10 protein-coding genes are annotated in these 16,987 nt (G+C 74.0%); 8 read left to right on the forward strand and 2 right to left on the reverse strand.

Annotation, left to right across the window (positions count from 1 at the left end; all coding sequences use genetic code 11):
- Window positions 1-264: 264 nt before the first annotated feature.
- The 5 genes from Sfr03f_RS20040 to Sfr03f_RS20060 all read left to right on the forward strand — a co-directional run bounded on the left by Sfr03f_RS20040 (window position 265) and on the right by Sfr03f_RS20060 (window position 10,802).
- Window positions 265-1,767 carry a CYTH and CHAD domain-containing protein gene (locus Sfr03f_RS20040; protein WP_108955332.1) on the forward strand — a complete coding sequence of 501 codons (1,503 nt, stop codon included), beginning with the start codon at window positions 265-267 and terminating at the stop codon, window positions 1,765-1,767.
- Window positions 1,768-1,890: 123 nt separating this feature from the next.
- Complete coding sequence (locus tag Sfr03f_RS20045; protein ID WP_108955333.1) at window positions 1,891-3,843, forward strand: TIGR03960 family B12-binding radical SAM protein; 1,953 nt, start codon at window positions 1,891-1,893, stop codon at window positions 3,841-3,843.
- Window positions 3,844-3,965: 122 nt separating this feature from the next.
- A complete protein-coding gene (locus Sfr03f_RS20050) occupies window positions 3,966-5,171 on the forward strand; it encodes a hypothetical protein (RefSeq protein ID WP_108955334.1) in 1,206 nt (401 codons plus the stop codon).
- A 46-nt stretch (window positions 5,172-5,217) separates the two neighbouring features.
- Window positions 5,218-5,979: a TIGR03936 family radical SAM-associated protein gene (locus tag Sfr03f_RS20055; RefSeq protein WP_108955335.1), complete on the forward strand. Its 762-nt coding sequence runs from the start codon at window positions 5,218-5,220 to the stop codon at window positions 5,977-5,979.
- Between the two features lie 248 nt (window positions 5,980-6,227).
- On the forward strand, window positions 6,228-10,802 hold the full coding sequence (locus Sfr03f_RS20060; RefSeq protein WP_108955336.1) for an Rne/Rng family ribonuclease: 4,575 nt from the start codon (window positions 6,228-6,230) through the stop codon (window positions 10,800-10,802).
- Between the two features lie 151 nt (window positions 10,803-10,953).
- Here the strand turns inward: Sfr03f_RS20060 and Sfr03f_RS20065 are convergent, their stop codons facing one another.
- The gene (locus tag Sfr03f_RS20065; protein ID WP_218028161.1) at window positions 10,954-12,093 is read right to left on the reverse strand and encodes a glycosyltransferase; all 1,140 of its coding nucleotides are present in this window, start codon (window positions 12,091-12,093) and stop codon (window positions 10,954-10,956) included.
- Complete coding sequence (locus tag Sfr03f_RS20070) at window positions 12,090-14,984, reverse strand: bifunctional glycosyltransferase/CDP-glycerol:glycerophosphate glycerophosphotransferase (RefSeq protein WP_245967655.1); 2,895 nt, start codon at window positions 14,982-14,984, stop codon at window positions 12,090-12,092. The genes Sfr03f_RS20065 and Sfr03f_RS20070 overlap by 4 nt, the downstream gene beginning before the upstream one ends.
- Before the next feature lie 173 nt (window positions 14,985-15,157).
- Here Sfr03f_RS20070 and galE point away from each other — a divergent pair, with 173 nt between their 5' ends.
- The 3 genes from galE to rpmA all read left to right on the forward strand — a co-directional run bounded on the left by galE (window position 15,158) and on the right by rpmA (window position 16,937).
- Window positions 15,158-16,129 (forward strand): UDP-glucose 4-epimerase GalE, encoded by a 972-nt coding sequence (gene galE / locus Sfr03f_RS20075; RefSeq protein WP_108955337.1) that lies wholly within the window; start codon window positions 15,158-15,160, stop codon window positions 16,127-16,129.
- Between the two features lie 218 nt (window positions 16,130-16,347).
- Window positions 16,348-16,668: a 50S ribosomal protein L21 gene (gene rplU / locus Sfr03f_RS20080; protein WP_108955338.1), complete on the forward strand. Its 321-nt coding sequence runs from the start codon at window positions 16,348-16,350 to the stop codon at window positions 16,666-16,668.
- Between the two features lie 14 nt (window positions 16,669-16,682).
- Window positions 16,683-16,937, forward strand: coding sequence for a 50S ribosomal protein L27 (rpmA, locus tag Sfr03f_RS20085; protein ID WP_108955339.1), 255 nt, complete (start codon window positions 16,683-16,685; stop codon window positions 16,935-16,937).
- The last annotated feature ends 50 nt before the right edge of the window (window positions 16,938-16,987 follow it).

A 16,987-nucleotide genomic window follows, 5' to 3' on the forward strand; every position in this document is an offset into this window, starting at 1 on the left:
CCCTGTGGATCGGACGGTGATCGACGGCTCCCCCGCCGGCGACCGGACGCCATCTCCGCGCCGGACGCACATCGAACGATTGTTCGAAGCGGAGGGCCGAGAGGCACATTACGGGGTGCCTGTACCCGCTGCCAGTCAATTCATCGCGACAGAAAGGGAGTTGGCTCTGTCCCGGCTCGGCCGGCGGAATGACCTGGGGGAACCCGGCCCTGCGGCCGGACGAATCACCGGCGTCCGGCGCGCGACCCGGTTAGCCTCGGCGGTATGGCGGACACCACACGTGAGATCGAGCGGAAATTCGAGTCCCGGGACAGCGGACTCCCCGACCTGACCAACGTGGGCGGCATCGCCTCCGTCGTGGACCAGGGCGTGATGGAGCTGGACGCCGTGTACTACGACACCCCCGACCTCCGCCTCGCCGCGTCCTCGGTCACGCTGCGCCGGCGCACCGGCGGCTCCACGCCCGGCTGGCACCTCAAGCTCCCCGTGGGCCCCGACACCCGCGACGAGATCGGCGCCCCGCTCACCGACGAGCCGCCCGCCGAGCTGCTCCGGCTGATCCGCTCCCGCACCCTCGGCGCCGCGGTGGTCCCCGTCATGCGCCTCCGCTCCGTGCGGGACGTGCGCGAACTGCGGGACGCCGACGGCGGGCTGCTCGCCGAGGCGAGCGCCGACGCCGTCCACGCCGAGCGCCTGGCCGGCGGCCACGGCGAGGCGCAGTGGACGGAGATCGAGGTCGAGCTCGCCGAGGGCGCCGACCCCGGCCTGCTCGACCTGGTCGAGAAGCGCTTCCGCCGCGCCGGGGTCCGGCGCTCCGACGCCCCGTCCAAGCTGGCCCGCGCCCTCGCCGAGACGGCACCCGAAGCCGCCGCGCCGCGCCGCGGGAAGCGCAGGCCCGTCACCGCCGGCGACCACGTCCTCGCCTACCTCCGCGACCAGCGGGACAGGCTCGTCGCCCTGGACCCCGCCGTCCGCCGCGACCTGCCCGAGGCCGTGCACGACATGCGCGTCGCCACCCGCCGGCTGCGCTCCGCCCTGCGCGCCTACCGCCCGCTGCTGGACCGCGAGGCCCTCGCCCCGCTCGCCGCCGAACTGCAGTGGCTCACCCGTGAACTCGGCGTCGCGCGCGACCAGGAGGTCCTCGACGAGCGGCTCACCGCCGCCGTGGAGGCGCTGCCCGGCCCGCTGACCACCGGCCCGGTCCGCGAACGGCTGCGCCTGTGGACCGACGCGCGTGACGGGCGGGCCCGCCCGCGGGTCGCCGCCGCCCTGGACAGCCGGCGCTACCTGGAGCTCCTGCGGTCCCTCGACGCCGCCCTCGCGGACCCGCCGCTGCGCAAGGCCGCCCGCAGGAAGCCGGAGAAGCCCCTGACGAAGGCGCTGGACAAGGAGTTCCGCCGCCTCACCCGCCTGGTCGAGCGGGCGATCGCCCTCGAGCCCGGCCCCGAGCGCGACACCGCGCTCCACGAGGCCCGCAAGAAGGCCAAGCGCACCCGGTACGCCGCCGAGGCCGCCCGCCCCGCCCTCGGCAAGAAGGCCGGCGCCCTCGCCGAGGACGCCAAGTCCCTCCAGCGTCCGCTGGGCGAGCACCAGGACACCGTGATGGCCCGCGGGGCCCTGCTGGAGATCGCCCAGGACGCCGCCAAGGCCGGCGAGTCCGCCTTCACCTGGGGCGTCCTCCACGGACGGGAGGAGAAGGCGGCCGCCCTGACGGAGGCGGCGCTGCCCGAGCGGTGGGCGCGGGTCCGCGGGCGCCGCAAGGGGTGAACGGAGGGGTGAGTCACTGCGGGTACGCTTGAGAGTCACCCTCCCCCCTCCGAAGCCGTCGGAGGCAAGCCGGCGGCACGCCGGAACAGGGAGGATCCCCAGTCCGCTCATGAAGGTTCAAGGATGTCCGAATCGGTCTTCCCGCAGCTCGAAGCTCTGCTCCCGCATGTGCAGAAGCCGATCCAGTACGTGGGCGGCGAGCTCAACTCCACCGTCAAGCCCTGGGACTCGTGCGACGTCCGCTGGGCGCTCATGTACCCGGACGCGTACGAGGTCGGCCTGCCCAACCAGGGCGTGCAGATCCTCTACGAGGTGCTGAACGAGCGTGACGGCGTCCTGGCCGAGCGCACCTACAGCGTCTGGCCGGACATGGAGGCGCTGATGCGGGAGCACGGCGTCCCGCAGTTCACCGTGGACAGCCACCGCCCCCTCGGCGCGTTCGACGTCTTCGGCCTGTCCTTCTCCACCGAGCTCGGCTACACCAACATGCTGACCGCGCTCGACCTGGCGGGCATCCCGCTGGAGGCGAAGGACCGCGGTCTCGACGACCCGATCGTCCTGGCCGGCGGGCACGCCGCGTTCAACCCCGAGCCGATCGCCGCCTTCGTCGACGCCGCGATCATCGGCGACGGCGAGCAGGCCGTGCTCGACATGACGGAGATCATCCGCACCTGGAAGGCCGAGGGCCGCCCCGGTGGGCGCGACGAGGTGCTGCTGCGCCTGGCGAAGACCGGCGCCGTCTACATCCCGCGCTTCTACGACGTCGAGTACCTGCCCGACGGCCGCATCGCCCGCGTGGTGCCCAACCGCTCCGGCGTGCCGTGGCGGGTCTCCAAGCACACCGTGATGGACCTCGACGAGTGGCCCTACCCCAAGCAGCCGCTGGTTCCGCTCGCCGAGACGGTGCACGAGCGGATGTCCGTGGAGATCTTCCGCGGCTGCACCCGCGGCTGCCGCTTCTGCCAGGCCGGCATGATCACCCGCCCGGTGCGCGAGCGGTCCATCACCGGCATCGGCGAGATGGTCGAGAAGGGCCTCAAGGCGACCGGCTTCGAGGAGGTCGGCCTCCTCTCGCTCTCCTCCGCGGACCACTCCGAGATCGGCGACATCGCCAAGGGCCTCGCGGACCGCTACGAAGAGGACAAGATCGGCCTCTCGCTGCCCTCCACCCGCGTCGACGCCTTCAACATCGACCTGGCCAACGAGCTGACCCGCAACGGACGCCGCTCCGGCCTCACCTTCGCCCCCGAGGGCGGCAGCGAGCGCATCCGCAAGGTCATCAACAAGATGGTCTCCGAGGACGACCTGATCCGCACCGTCTCCACCGCGTACGGCAACGGCTGGCGCCAGGTGAAGCTGTACTTCATGTGCGGCCTGCCCACCGAGACCGACGAGGACGTCCTGCAGATCGCCGACATGGCGACCCGCGTGATCGCCAAGGGCCGCGAGGTCTCCGGCTCCAACGACATCCGCTGCACCGTCTCCATCGGAGGCTTCGTGCCCAAGCCGCACACGCCGTTCCAGTGGGCCCCGCAGCTCTCCGCCGAGGAGACCGACGCCCGCCTGGAGAAGCTGCGCGACAAGATCCGCGGCGACAAGAAGTACGGCCGCTCCATCGGCTTCCGCTACCACGACGGCAAGCCCGGCATCGTCGAGGGCCTGCTCTCCCGCGGTGACCGCCGCATCGGCGACGTCATCCGCGCGGTCTACGAGGACGGCGGCCGCTTCGACGGCTGGCGCGAGCACTTCTCCTACGACCGCTGGATGAACTGCGCCGAGAAGGCGCTGGCCCCGCACGGCGTGGACGTCGACTGGTACACCACCCGCGAGCGCACCTACGAGGAGGTCCTGCCCTGGGACCACCTGGACTCCGGTCTCGACAAGGACTGGCTCTGGGAGGACTGGCAGGACGCCCTCGACGAGACCGAGGTCGACGACTGCCGCTGGACGCCCTGCTTCGACTGCGGCGTCTGCCCCGCGATGGACACGTCGATCCAGATCGGCCCCACCGGCAAGAAGCTGCTCCCCCTCTCGGTGAAGCAGCCCGCCGGCGCGCCGGGCGGCCACAGCCACTGACGCCCGCGCCCCCGCACCACGACGCCGCCGCCGGCTCCCGCACGGGAGCCGGCGGCGGCGTCCTGCGTACCGGTTCTGTCACGGAGCGCACCCGAAGGCCCTGTCCGGGCGTCCCACAGGACGTGGACCTGGAGAAGAGGACGGAACCCGTCGCGCATCGCCGCGACGAGGGATGCCTGGTGGCGGCCGTGCGGCTGCCGGTGCGGCTGGTGGCGCTCGTCGTGGTGCTGCCGCTGCGGATGCTGTGGGACCTGCTGGTCGTCGCCGGGCGCCTCGCCCGGACGGCCGTCCTGGCCCCGCTGTGGCGAGGCCTCGTGCGCGCCGTGACCTGGCTGGGCCGGGTGCTGCTGGTGACGCCGGCCCGGTGGCTGTACCGCTGGGTCCTCGCGCCGGCCGGGCGGGGCGTCGCGTGGGCGCTGCGCGGTGCCTGGTGGGTGCTGGCGGGGACCGGGCGCGCTGTCGCCGCGGTCGTGGTGTGGCTGGTGCGGTGGCTGCTGCTCGCCCCGGCCGTCCTGCTGTACCGGTGGGTGCTCACCCCGGCGGGGCACGCCCTGCGGTGGCTCGGGCACCGGCTCCTGGACGGCGCCCGGTGGCTGTACCGGCGTGTCCTCGCCCCCCTCGGACACGCCGGGCGGTGGCTGGCCCGCGGAGCGTGGGCGGTGCTGCGCGCGGTCGGCGTGGCGCTGGGTGCGGTGGTGGCGTGGCTGGCCCGCGGGGTGTGGTCCGTGCTGCGGGCGCTCGGCGCGGCGGTGGCGTGGCTGGTGCGGTGGCTCGTGGTCGCCCCGGCCCTCGCTCTGTACCGGTGGGTGCTGGAGCCGCTGGGGCGCGGCATCGCCTGGACCGTCCGGGGGGCCGCTGCCGCGGCGGGGTGGCTGCTGCGGTGGCTGGTGGTGGTGCCGCTCACCGCCGTCGGGCGGGTCCTCGCGGTCGTCGCCCGCGAGGTGGGGGAGGCGCTCGGACACGCCTGGCGGATCACCGGACGGATTTCCCTGGCGGTCGGCCGTCTCCTCGGCACGCTGCTGCGGTGGATCTTCGTCGAGCCGGTCCGCCTGGTCTTCCGGGCGGTGCTCGCGCCGGCCGGACGGTTCGTCCGGGACTCCGTGCTGCGCCCGGCCGGCCAGGTGCTGCGGGAGGCGGGCCGCGCCGTCGGGACGGCCTTCGCCACCGCCCGGGTGACGGTCCGTGAGGTGCGCCGTGAGCTGCGCTCCGCCCTCTTCGGGACCCCCCGCGGCACCCCGCCGGGAACGGGTGCGGCGGACCGGCGGGAACTCGGCGCCCCGGAAGCGCGTACTCTTGGTAGCAGTACGACCGCACTCACGAAGGATTAGAGCACTGGGCAAGCGACAGCCCGAAGGCCCGCCGCCGGCACCCGCGGTGCAGCGCATCCGACTGCGTTACACCAAGCGCGGCCGCCTCCGGTTCACCAGCCATCGCGACTTCCAGCGCGCCTTCGAGCGCGCGCTGCGCCGCGCCGACGTACCCATGGCGTACTCGGCGGGGTTCACGCCGCATCCGAAGGTGTCGTACGCCAATGCCGCACCCACCGGCACGGGCAGTGAGGCGGAGTACCTGGAGATCGCGCTCACCGAGCCGCGTGATCCGCAGAAGCTGCGTGAGCTGCTCGACGAGTCGCTGCCCGACGGGCTCGACGTGATCGACGCGGTGCAGGCCCGCACCTCCGGCCTCGCCGACCGGCTCACGGCCTCCGTGTGGGAGCTGCGCCTGGAAGGCGTGGCCCCCGAGGACGCCACCCGTGCGGTCGAGGCCTTCGAGAAGGCCGAGACCGTCGAAGTTCAGCGCATGACCAAGAACGGTGTCCGTACCTTCGACGCCCGCAGCGCCGTCGTCAGCCTGGAAGCCCGGGCCGCCGGTGGCGACGATGGGCCCGGTGACCACCCCTGTGCGATACTGCGCCTGGTTGTTCGGCACGTGACGCCTGCCGTGCGACCCGACGACGTCCTGTCCGGCCTCCGTGTGGTGGCTGACCTGGCGCCGCCGGTCCCCGCAGCGGTGACCAGGCTGGCGCAGGGGCTCTTCGACGAAGAGACCGGCACGGTGACCGACCCGCTCGCGCCCGACCGCGAGGCAGATCCCTCTGCCGCCGCGCAGGCGCCGGCGCCGGAAGGTCCCGCGTAGGGACGAACGCCGTAGCGCCGCCCGCGGACTCGGGAGCCACCTGGGTCGGGCAGCGCGCACGACACCACAAGACTTTCGCCAGGCCGTCCGCAAATCGGCGTACGGAACCGGCGAGACAGGACTAGTAGTGCTCCCGTGCGGCGCCCGCGCCCCGGACGGCGGCGACGCGCACAGCGCGAGCCGCGGACGTCACCGGTACCCGCCGGACCAGGCGCGGCGCCCGGGAGCCTGACGGGAGATACGCCCGCATGCTCGGACCGACCGAACCCACCAACGAGGGTTCCGAACAGAACAACAGCCCCAGCGACACCCTGCCGCCGCGTCGTCGGCGCAGGGCCGCGTCCCGGCCGGCGGGTCCGCCGACCGGGGCCACGGAGGACACCGGCGCCACCGAGGCCGCCGCCGCGGAGCAGTCCGTACCGGCCCCGGCCGCCGAGGCGGGCACGCCCGCCACCGAAGAAGCCGCCCCGGCCCCGCGCCGCCGTCGTGCGGTCCGCCGCGCCTCCGCGCCCGCCGGTACGCCCGACGCGGAGACCGGTGCCGGCGCCACCACCGAGAAGTCCGCCTCCGAGGCACCCGCGGAGACGCCGGCCGCCGAGGTCGCCGAGGTCGCCGAGGTCGGGACCCCGGCCGCCGAGGGCCCTGCCGCCGACGAGGCAGCCGCCGCGCCGCGCCGCACCCGGCGCCGCGCCGTGCGTCCCTCCACCGCGCCGTCCGCCGCCGAGCAGGCCGCCGCCGTCGCCAAGGACGAGGACGCCGCCGTCGAGGAGACGCCGGCCGAGGCCGAGGCCCCCGCCGCGGCCGAGGTCCCCGCGGCCGAGGAGGCTCCGGCTCCGCGCCGCCGTCGTGCCGTGCGCCGTGCCTCCGCGCCGGCCGGTGCCCCGGAGGCCGCCGAGGTCGTCGCGCCCGTCGAGACCCCGGTTGCCGAGACCCCCGCGGCCGAGGACACGGAGGCCGCCGCCGAGGCTGAGGCCCCCGCCGCCGAGGAGGCTCCGGCCGCCGAGGAGGCTCCGGCTCCGCGCCGCCGTCGTGCCGTGCGCCGTGCCTCCGCGCCGGCCGGTGCCCCGGAGGCCGCCGAGGTCGTCGCGCCCGCCGAGGCCCCCGTCGCCGAGACCCCCGCGGTCGAGGAGTCGGAGGAGGCCCCCGCCGTGGAGGAGACCTCCGCCGCGCCGCGCCGTAGCCGCCGCCGTGCCACCCGCCCGGCCGCCGCCCCGTCCGCGGAGGAGCTCGCCCGCGCCGAGGAGCGCCGCGCCGAGGAGAGCGCCGCCGAGACCAAGGCCGCAGAGCAGAAGGCCGCGGAGCAGAAGGCCGCGGAGCGGAAGCCGGCGAAGGCCGAGCCCGCGGCGGAGCAGGTCGCCGAGGACGAGGCCGAGGGCCGCCGTCCCCGCCGCCGTGCGGTGCGCCGCCCCGCCGGCGGTTTCACCGCGCCGCGCGGTTCCGACAGCGAGGCCCCGCGCCGCCAGGGCCGTCCGGCCGCCGCTCCCGTCTTCCAGGCCCCGGTCTTCACCGAGCCGATGTTCCAGACGCCGGAGCGCGCCGCCTACGAGGCCGCGCAGGAGGCCGCCAAGGTCACCGAGCCGGCCGAGCCCGCCGCGGTGGAGGAGTCCGCCGAGGAGACCGAGCAGACCGAGCAGACCGGCTCCCGCCGCCGCAGCCGCCGTCGCCGCGGCGGCGAGGACAGCGCTCCCGCCGCCGAGCAGACGCGCGCCGAGGCGCCCGCCGCCCAGGCCGCCGCACCCGCCGCGCCCGCCGAGGACACCGCCGACGAGGCGGACCAGGACGAGCAGGCCGACCGGGGCGACCAGGGCGAGGGCGACTACGAGGAGACCGGCTCCCGCCGCCGTCGCCGCCGGGGCGGCCGCCGCCGCCGTCGTGGCGAGTCCGGCGACGCGGACGGTGGCGAGCGCGACACCGACTCCACCGAGGAGGAGACGGAGGAGGCCGCCGCCGAGCAGGCCGAGCAGGACGCCGAGTCCGCCCAGGACGGGGAGGGCGCGGAGCAGATCGCGGAGGACGCCTCGGACGCCTCCGAGGACGTCGACGAGGACGAGCACGAGGGCGACACCGAGCGCGAGCAGTCCGGCGGCTCCAGCAGCTCCCGCCGCCGTCGTCGCCGCCGTCGTCGCGCCGGCGACTCCTCCACCGAGGCCGAGTCGTCGCAGGACGACCCCGAGCGCACCGTCGTGAAGGTCCGCGAGCCCCGCAAGAAGGAGGAGCGCTCCGGCCCCGGTGACGCTGCCGCCGACGAGGTGCAGTCCATCAAGGGCTCCACCCGCCTGGAGGCGAAGAAGCAGCGCCGCCGCGAGGGCCGCGAGCAGGGCCGCCGCCGCGTGCCGATCATCACCGAGGCCGAGTTCCTGGCCCGCCGTGAGGCCGTCGAGCGCGTGATGGTGGTCCGCCAGCACGGCGACCGCACCCAGATCGGCGTGCTCGAGGACAACATCCTCGTCGAGCACTACGTCAACAAGGAGCAGTCGACCTCCTACGTCGGCAACGTCTACCTCGGCAAGGTGCAGAACGTCCTGCCGTCGATGGAGGCCGCCTTCATCGACATCGGCAAGGGCCGCAACGCGGTGCTCTACGCCGGCGAGGTCAACTTCGAGGCGCTCGGCATGGCCCACGGGCCGCGCCGCATCGAGACCGCGCTGAAGTCCGGCCAGTCCGTGCTCGTGCAGGTCACCAAGGACCCGATCGGTCACAAGGGCGCCCGCCTGACCAGCCAGGTCTCGCTGCCCGGCCGCTACCTGGTCTACGTCCCCGAGGGGTCGATGACCGGCATCAGCCGCAAGCTGCCCGACACCGAGCGCGCCCGGCTGAAGACCATCCTCAAGAAGATCGTCCCCGAGGACGCCGGCGTCATCGTGCGCACGGCCGCCGAGGGCGCCAGCGAGGACGAGCTGCGCCGCGACGTCGAGCGTCTGCAGGCGCAGTGGGAGGAGATCCAGCAGAAGGCGAAGAAGGGCAACGCCCCGACGCTGCTCTACGGCGAGCCGGACATGACCGTCCGGGTGGTCCGCGACATCTTCAACGAGGACTTCTCCAAGGTCGTCGTCAGCGGCGACGAGGCGTGGCAGACCATCCACGGCTACGTGGCCGGCGTCGCGCCGGACCTGGCGGAGCGCCTGCAGCGGTGGACCTCCGAGGTCGACGTGTTCGCCACCTACCGGATCGACGAGCAGCTCGCCAAGGCGCTGGACCGCAAGGTCTGGCTGCCCAGCGGCGGCTCGCTGGTGATCGACCGGACCGAGGCGATGATCGTCGTCGACGTCAACACCGGAAAGTTCACCGGGCAGGGCGGCAACCTCGAGGAGACCGTCACCAGGAACAACCTGGAGGCGGCCGAGGAGATCGTCCGCCAGCTGCGGCTGCGCGACCTCGGCGGCATCATCGTCATCGACTTCATCGACATGGTGCTCGAGTCCAACCGCGACCTGGTGCTGCGGCGCCTGCTCGAGTGCCTGGGCCGGGACCGGACCAAGCACCAGGTGGCCGAGGTCACCTCGCTGGGCCTGGTGCAGATGACCCGCAAGCGGGTCGGCCAGGGTCTGCTGGAGTCCTTCTCCGAGACCTGCGTCCACTGCAACGGCCGCGGCCTGGTCGTCCAACTGGACCAGCCGACCGCCGTCGGTGGCGGCGGGGGCAAGAAGAAGAAGCGCGGCGGTTCGCGTGACGGGCAGCAGGAGCAGCCCCACGAGCACGAGCCGTCCGCCCTGGTCGCCGAGGCTCCCGGCGCCGAGGAGGAGGCCGAGCTCGAGCGCGAGGCGTCCACCGTCACCGAGTCCGCGCAGGAGCTCGTGGAGGTGCCGTCCGCGCCCGCGGCGGAGCCGCTGAAGGACACGTTCGCCCCCGACGAGGAGCTGTACAGCTCCGTCGCCGAGGCGGAGGCCGCGGCCGGACGGCGTGGCCGCCGCCGCACGAGCCGCCGGGCGACGTCGCCGGCCGGCGCTCCGCGCGCCGAGGAGACCGAGGCCGCGGAGGCCCGGGAGCCGCGCGAGACCAAGGCGCAGGCGCGCAGCCGCCGCCGGGCCGAGCAGGCCGCGCAGGACGCCCGTGCCGAGGCCGCCGAGCAGGCGGAGCCGACCGCGCAGGACGTGACGGCCGCCGAGGAGGCCGCACGCCCGGTGGTCACCGAGCCCGCCGCCGAGGCGCAGGCCGAGCCGGCCGCCGTGCAGGACCCGGTGGTTCCGTCCGCCGGGGCCGCGGAGGCCGCCGAGGCCGCCGGGCCGGAGGCCGAGGAGGCGCCCCGGCGCGGTCGCCGCCGCGCCACCCGTCGGGTGTCCGCGCCCGCCGGAGCTCCGGCCGCCGCCGAGGAGGCCGCGGTGACGGTGGTCGAGCAGGCCCCCGCTGCCGAGCCGCAGGCCGAGCCGGCGGCGGAGCCCGCCGAGGCCGCCGAGCCGGTGGCCGAGGCCGCGCCCCCGGCGCGTCCGCGTCGCCGTGCGGTCCGCAAGGCGACGGCGCCGACGGCGTCGGAGGAGGCCGCCGTGGTGGTTCTCCCGGCCGCGGGCCAGGACGCCGCCGAGGTCGCGGAGGCCGCCGAGGCCACGGAGACCGAGGCCGCGGAGGCCGAGGCGGAGACCGGGCAGGAGGAGGCCAAGCCGGCCCGGAAGACCGCCAGGAAGACCGCGGTGAAGAAGACGGCCGCCAAGAAGGCGCCGGCCAAGAAGGCCACCGCCAAGAAGGCGACCGCCGCGAAGACGACGGCTGCCAAGTCGACGGCCAAGAAGGCCACGACCAAGAAGGCCGCCGCCAAGAAGACGGCGAAGAAGACCGCTGCCGCCGAGCAGCAGTCGCCGTCCTCGGTCACCGCCTCCACGGAGGACTGACCACGGCGGCACACCCGCCGCACGAGGAAGCCCGCCGGTTCCGCTCCCCTTCCGGGAGCGGAACCGGCGGGCTTTCCGGTCCCTGCCGGGCGGGCCCCGCGGTGTCCGGCGGCGCGGGCCCCGTGGCCTCCTGCCGCTCGGGAGCGTGGACTCAGCGTTCCAGCAGGTCGAACAGCCGCTCCCACCGGTCGGTGACCGATTCGGGGGAGAAGCGCCGCACGTTCTCCCGTGCCCGCTCGCCCATCCGGTCGCGCAGCGCCGCGTCCGACAGGAGACGGTCCAGGTGACGGGCCAGCTCCAGGACGTTGCCCGGGCGCGCCAGCAGGCCGTCCTCCTCGTGCCGCACGATCTCGCGGACCCCCGGCGCGCAGTCGAAGGCCACGCAGGGCACCGCGCAGGACATCGCCTCCAGCGGGGCCAGCGGGAAGCCCTCCCCGCGGGAGGACAGGACGAACACGGACGAGCGCCGCAGCGCCCCGGCGACGTCCTCGGTCCGCCCGGCCCACTCCACCGAGCCGTCCAGGCCCAGCTCGGAGCACTGCCGCTTCAGGGCCTCCTCGTCGGGACCGGCCCCGTGGATCCGCAGCCGCCACCCGGGATGCCGGGGGACGACCTCGGCCCAGGTGTCGAGCAGCATGTCGACGCCCTTCTCGTAGCCCAGCCGCCCGATGGAGACGACCGTCGCGTCCGTGCGGGGCGAGGGCGCGGGGGAGCGCAGCGGCGTGGGGTTCGGCATGAAGCCGACGTGGTTGAACCCCTGGCCGATCCACCGGTCGGCGTCCTCGCGGGTGAGCAGCAGCAGCCGGTCGACGTCGCGGTAGTGCTCCTTGATCCGGGCGAAGCGCGAGGAGCCCCGGGAGGTGTCGAACGACTCGTGGCTCATGCCGATGACCGTGTGACCGGAGGTGTCCGCGAGGGCGACCCACTCCATGGCCCACACCTGGGTGACGATCACCGTGGCGCCCGGCCGCCGGGCGCGCAGGACGGCGGACAGCCGCCCGGCGGCCTCCCGCATCTCCCGCTCCCGGAGTGCCTCGTGGCGCACCGCGGCCAGGTCCAGCCGTCGCAGGCCGCGGGTGCGCCGCGGCGCGGACGGGCGTTCGCGGTGCAGCGTGAGGGTGTCGAAGGGCGGGTCCTCGCCCAGGTCGAAGGGCGCGCCGGGCGGGGCGACGCCGACCACGGTCACCCGGTGGCCGCGCTCGGCGAACAGCCGCGCCATGGAGGTCTGCCAGCGGCCCACACCGCCGAGTTCGTTGACCTCGTTGCCGACGAGGACGATGTCGCGGGTCACCGGTCCTCCTCGGGGCCGAAGAAGCGGTCGGCGATCCGCGCGGCGGCGTCTCCCTGGTCGTACTCGCCGTACCGGGTCATGAACTCCTTCAGCCGGGCCTTGTACGCGGCCGGGCCCGCCGGGTCGTCCAGGCGGGAGAGGACCCCGAAGAGCTCCTCGGCCGTGCGCACCACCGGGCCCGGCGCCTCCTCCGCCAGGTCGAAGTAGGTGCCGCGGCCGTCCGCGTACTCCTCCTGGTCGTAGGTGAAGAACACCATCGGCCGCTGCAGGAGCGAGTAGTCGAACATCACGGACGAGTAGTCGGTGACCAGGACGTCGGCCAGCAGCAGCACGGGGGTGATGTCGGGTTCCTGGCCGGCGTCGATCACCCGGCCGTGGACCGAGGGCGGTAGGGTGACGCTGTTGAGGTAGTGCGTGCGGACCAGCAGGGTGAGCCGGTCCCCGAACCGCCGCGCGAACTCCTCCACGTCGAAGGGGAACGTGAAGGAGCGCACCCCGCCGCCGTCCAGCGCCCGGAAGGTCGGCGCGTACAGCACCACCGGCAGGTCACGGCGGACGCCCAGGCGCAGCGCCAGTTCCTCCGCCGGGCGGGAGGGCGCGCCGGACTCGCGGGCCCGCACCAGGGCGTCGTTGCGGGGGTACCCGGTGCGCAGCAGCTTCTCCTCCGGGATGCGGAAGGCCTGGGCCAGGGTGACCTCGTCGTGCCGCCCGCGGACCACGAAGTGGTCGAAGCGGTCCACCGCCCGCTGGTAGAGCCGCCGTTCGGCCTCCGGCACGGTCCGCAGCTCCGGGGCGTCGAAGCCCATCCGCTTCAGCGCGGAGCCGTGCCAGGTCTGGATGTACGTCGTCTCCGGGCGCTTCGCCAGTTTCAGCGGGAAGCCCTGGTTGTCGATCCAGAACTCGGCCTGGGCCAGCTCCCTCAGGTACCGCCAGGACCAGCGGCGCACCAGCTCGGCGTCGGCCGGGAAGCCCCTGGGCGACCCCTGGTACGACCAGACGGCCCGCGCCGGCACGCCGCGGCGGCGCAGCTCCTCGTGGATCGCGCGGGGGCTGTCGCCGTACTGCTTGCCGAGGTGGCTCTCGAAGACGACCGTGCCCCTGCGGATCGGCAGGACGCGGATCATCCGGTGGTAGGCGTCGATCTTGCGGCGGCCCGAGCGCAGTTCCTGGCGCAGGGCGAGGGCGCCGCGCAGCGCCTTCTTGGTGAGCCGGGCCGGCGGGCTCTGCATGTGGTGGCGCAGCAGGTCCGCGGTGCGCCGGGGGAGGGTGCCGTGCTGGACCAGGTGGAAGGCCAGGTGGCCGTGGGAGGAGACCTGCGGGCGGAGGCGGTCGGCCGCCAGCCGGCTCAGCAGCGGCCGCACCCGGACGGTGCCGTCCTCGCCCCCGCCGAGGTCGGTGCGGCCCGCGGTGAGGCGGGTGGTGGTGCGTTCGCCGTCCACGGTGAGGTGCATCCGCACGTCCCACACGTCGTCCAGCACGCCGACCGGCCGCAGCCCGCGGGCCAGCGGCACGTCCGCCTCCCAGGCGATGGCCGTGCCCTCGTGGCGCACCGAGCGCACCGGGAAGCGGAAGGAGCGCAGGCTGCGGCGCCGGGCCCGGAACTCCAGCTCCGCGTCGAGGCGGGCGTCCGGCGCGACCACGCCCAGCGGGTTGACGACCGCGCCCGACAGGCTGACGCCCTCGGGCGACTCGCGGTAGCCGGTGAGCGCGTTGCGCAGGTACAGGCGGGAGACCGGCTTGTGGTGGAGGTCGAGGTCGGTGACGTCGAGGACGGTGCGGCCCAGCGGGTCGTCGAGGTGCTCCTCGCACCAGTAGACCCGGCCGTCGCGCTCGACCAGCGGGCTGGACACCTTGTTCCTGTTGAGCAGGGTGTCGACGGCCGGCATCAGGTGCTCCCAGTCCTCCCGCAGCACGAGGTAGGCGCACAGCCGGTGGACGGGCGACAGCCCCTCGTAGGCCTCCTCGGGGAACTCGCGGAGGTAGCCGTCGGCCATCTCGGCGAAGCGGCGCCGGTAGTCGTCGTCCAGGAAGGGGAGCTCGCGCAGGTAGAGGACCAGGTCGTGCTTGAGGAACTTGCGGTCCTTGTGCAGCCGCAGCTCGCCCATGCCCTCGGCGGCGAGGATCCGGTCGATCCGGCGGTGGATCTCCAGCCGGTCGGCGAAGTTGTTGATCTCGTGCCGCCGGTTGCTGATCGACTTGGCCTCGGTCTTCCGCACCACGTTCCAGTGGTAGACCGTGTTGGGGATCAGCGTGATGCGGGAGGCGGCCAGGTAGGCGCGGGCCGAGAAGAGCAGGTCCTCGTAGTGGATGCCGCGCGGGAAGGTCAGGCCCTTCGCCAGCAGCCACTCGCGGCGGTAGCACTTGTTGGTCGAGAGGGTGTCGTAGACCAGCAGGTCGGGGAGCTCGGCGATCGAGTCGAGGGTGCGGGTCCTGCGGTAGAGCCACGGGTACCAGGGGGCGGTGGTGCCCCACCGGCTGTCCACGTGCACCCGCAGGCACAGCCCGGAGACCAGGTCCGCGCCGGTCGTCTCGGCGGCCTCCAGCATGTTCCGGCAGGCGTTGGGCTCCAGGGTGTCGTCGCTGTCCAGGAACATCACGTAACGGCCGCGGGCCACCGCGACACCCCGGTTGCGAGGCTCCCCGCAGCCGCCGCTGTTCTCCGGCAGCCGCACCGCCCGCACCCGGTCCGACGAGGCCGCCAGCCGGCGGGCCACCTCGAAGGACCCGTCGGTGGAGCAGTCGTCGGCGACGACCACCTCGACGTTGCGCAGGGTCTGCTCCAGGACGGACCGCACCGCGTCCGGCAGACGCCGCTCGTCGTTGTGGACGATGACCACGACGCTGATGTCGGGCACGTCCTCGTGCTGACTCCTGTCGTGCTGGGCGGACACCGGCGGCACCTCCGTGGGTGTGCGGGGAAGGGCGACCAGGGAGAATCAGGGCGTTTCCCCATTCAACCCGCAGCGTCACCGGCCCGCGAGTCCACCGCCGCGACCCGCCCGGCTCGCCCGCGCCGGGACGATGGGGGAGTCTGGACGCCGGTCGACACCCAGGAGGTACACACATGAGCTGGCTGGTCACAGGAGGCGCCGGGTACATCGGCGCCCACGTGGTGCGCGCCATGGCCGAGGGCGGGGAGGACGTCGTCGTGCTCGACGACCTGTCCACCGGCTTCGCGGAGCGGGTGCCCGCCGGCGTGCCGCTGGTGACGGGCAGCGTCCTCGACGGTCCGCTGCTGGAGCGGACGATGCGCGAGCACCGGGTCACCGGCGTGGTGCACATCGCGGCCAAGAAGCAGGTGGCGGAGTCCGTGGAGAAGCCGCTCCTCTACTACCGGGAGAACGTCACCGGGCTGCAGACGCTGCTGGAGGCGATGGCGGCCACCGGCGTGGGCAGCATCGTCTTCTCCTCGTCCGCCGCCGTGTACGGGATGCCCGACGTGGACCTGGTCACCGAGGACACGCCCTGCGCCCCCATCAACCCCTACGGCGCGACCAAGCTCACCGGCGAGTGGCTGATCGCCGCCGCCTCCCGGGCGTACGGCATCCGGTCGGCGGCCATGCGCTACTTCAACGTGGCCGGAGCCGCCTCGCCCGAACTGGCCGACACCGGCACGAGCAACATCGTTCCCATGGTCCTCGGCCGCGTCACGGCCGGTCAGGCACCCCTGATCTTCGGCGACGACTACGCCACCCCGGACGGCACCTGCGTCCGGGACTACATCCACGTCCTGGACATCGCCTCCGCCCACCTGGCCGCCGCGAAGCACCTGGCCGGAGCCGAGGAGGGCACCGCGCTGGTCCTCAACATCGGGCGCGGCGAGGGCAGCTCGGTCCGCGAGATGATCGACCACATCCTGAAGGTCACCGGCCACGAACACCTGACGCCCGAGGCCGGCCCGCGGCGTCCCGGCGACCCGGCGAGCATGGTGGCCTCCGCCGAGCGCATCTCGAGGGAGCTGGGCTGGTCCGCGCGCCACGACCTGGACGACATGATCCGCTCCGCCTGGGACGGATGGCGGCACCTCCACCCCTGACGGCGGCCGGCCGGGGCGGTCGGGGCCGGTTTGACCCTCCAGCCCCGGTCACCGTAACCTTGACCCTCGGCGTGTCCATCGACACGCCACATCCCCGTAAACCTCATTCCTCCCGGCCGGCCGCAGGCTTCGTGCCGCGCCCCGGGAGAGGCCGGTCCCTTGTCACAGGGAGGCTGGACTGCGGGGGTGCCGTTTCCGAGCGAGAGAGTGAGATCCGCGTGTACGCCATCGTGCGCAGCGGTGGTCGCCAGCACAAGGTTGCTGTCGGCGACATCGTTGAGGTTGACAAGATTTCCACCGCCAAGGTTGGCGACACGGTCGAGCTCTCGACCCTGCTCGTTGTCGACGGCGACTCCGTGACCAGCGACCCGTGGGTCCTGGACGGGATCAAGGTCCAGGCCGAGGTCGTGGACCACCACAAGGGCCAGAAGATCGACATTCTGCGCTACAAGAACAAGACGGGTTACCGTCGTCGGCAGGGCCACCGCCAGCAGTACACGGCGATCAAGGTCACGTCGATCCCCACGGCTGCGAAGTAAGGGACTGAGGAGACATGGCACACAAGAAGGGCGCATCGTCCACCCGGAACGGTCGCGACTCCAACGCTCAGCGGCTCGGTGTGAAGCGCTTCGGCGGTCAGACCGTCAACGCCGGTGAGATCCTGGTCCGCCAGCGCGGCACCCACTTCCACCCGGGTGCGGGCGTCGGCCGCGGCGGCGACGACACGCTGTTCGCCCTCGAGGCCGGTGCGGTGCAGTTCGGCACCCACCGTGGCCGCAAGGTCGTGAACATCGTTCCGGTCGCCTGAGCAGGCTGACCGAACTCATTCGCGAGGCGGACCTCACTTCCCTCCGGGGA

Origin of the sequence: Streptomyces fragilis, from assembly GCF_003112515.1 — a bacterium.
In the GTDB taxonomy this organism is placed as follows: Bacteria; Actinomycetota; Actinomycetes; order Streptomycetales; family Streptomycetaceae; genus Streptomyces; species Streptomyces fragilis.

Coding starts and splice junctions, on each gene's coding strand:
- Sfr03f_RS20060 (WP_108955336.1), top strand. CDS start 6,228: ATGCTCGGACCGACCGAACCCACCAACGAGGGTTCCGAACAGAACAAC.
- rpmA (WP_108955339.1), top strand. CDS start 16,683: ATGGCACACAAGAAGGGCGCATCGTCCACCCGGAACGGTCGCGACTCC.
- Sfr03f_RS20045 (WP_108955333.1), top strand. CDS start 1,891: ATGTCCGAATCGGTCTTCCCGCAGCTCGAAGCTCTGCTCCCGCATGTG.
- Sfr03f_RS20040 (WP_108955332.1), top strand. CDS start 265: ATGGCGGACACCACACGTGAGATCGAGCGGAAATTCGAGTCCCGGGAC.
- galE (WP_108955337.1), top strand. CDS start 15,158: ATGAGCTGGCTGGTCACAGGAGGCGCCGGGTACATCGGCGCCCACGTG.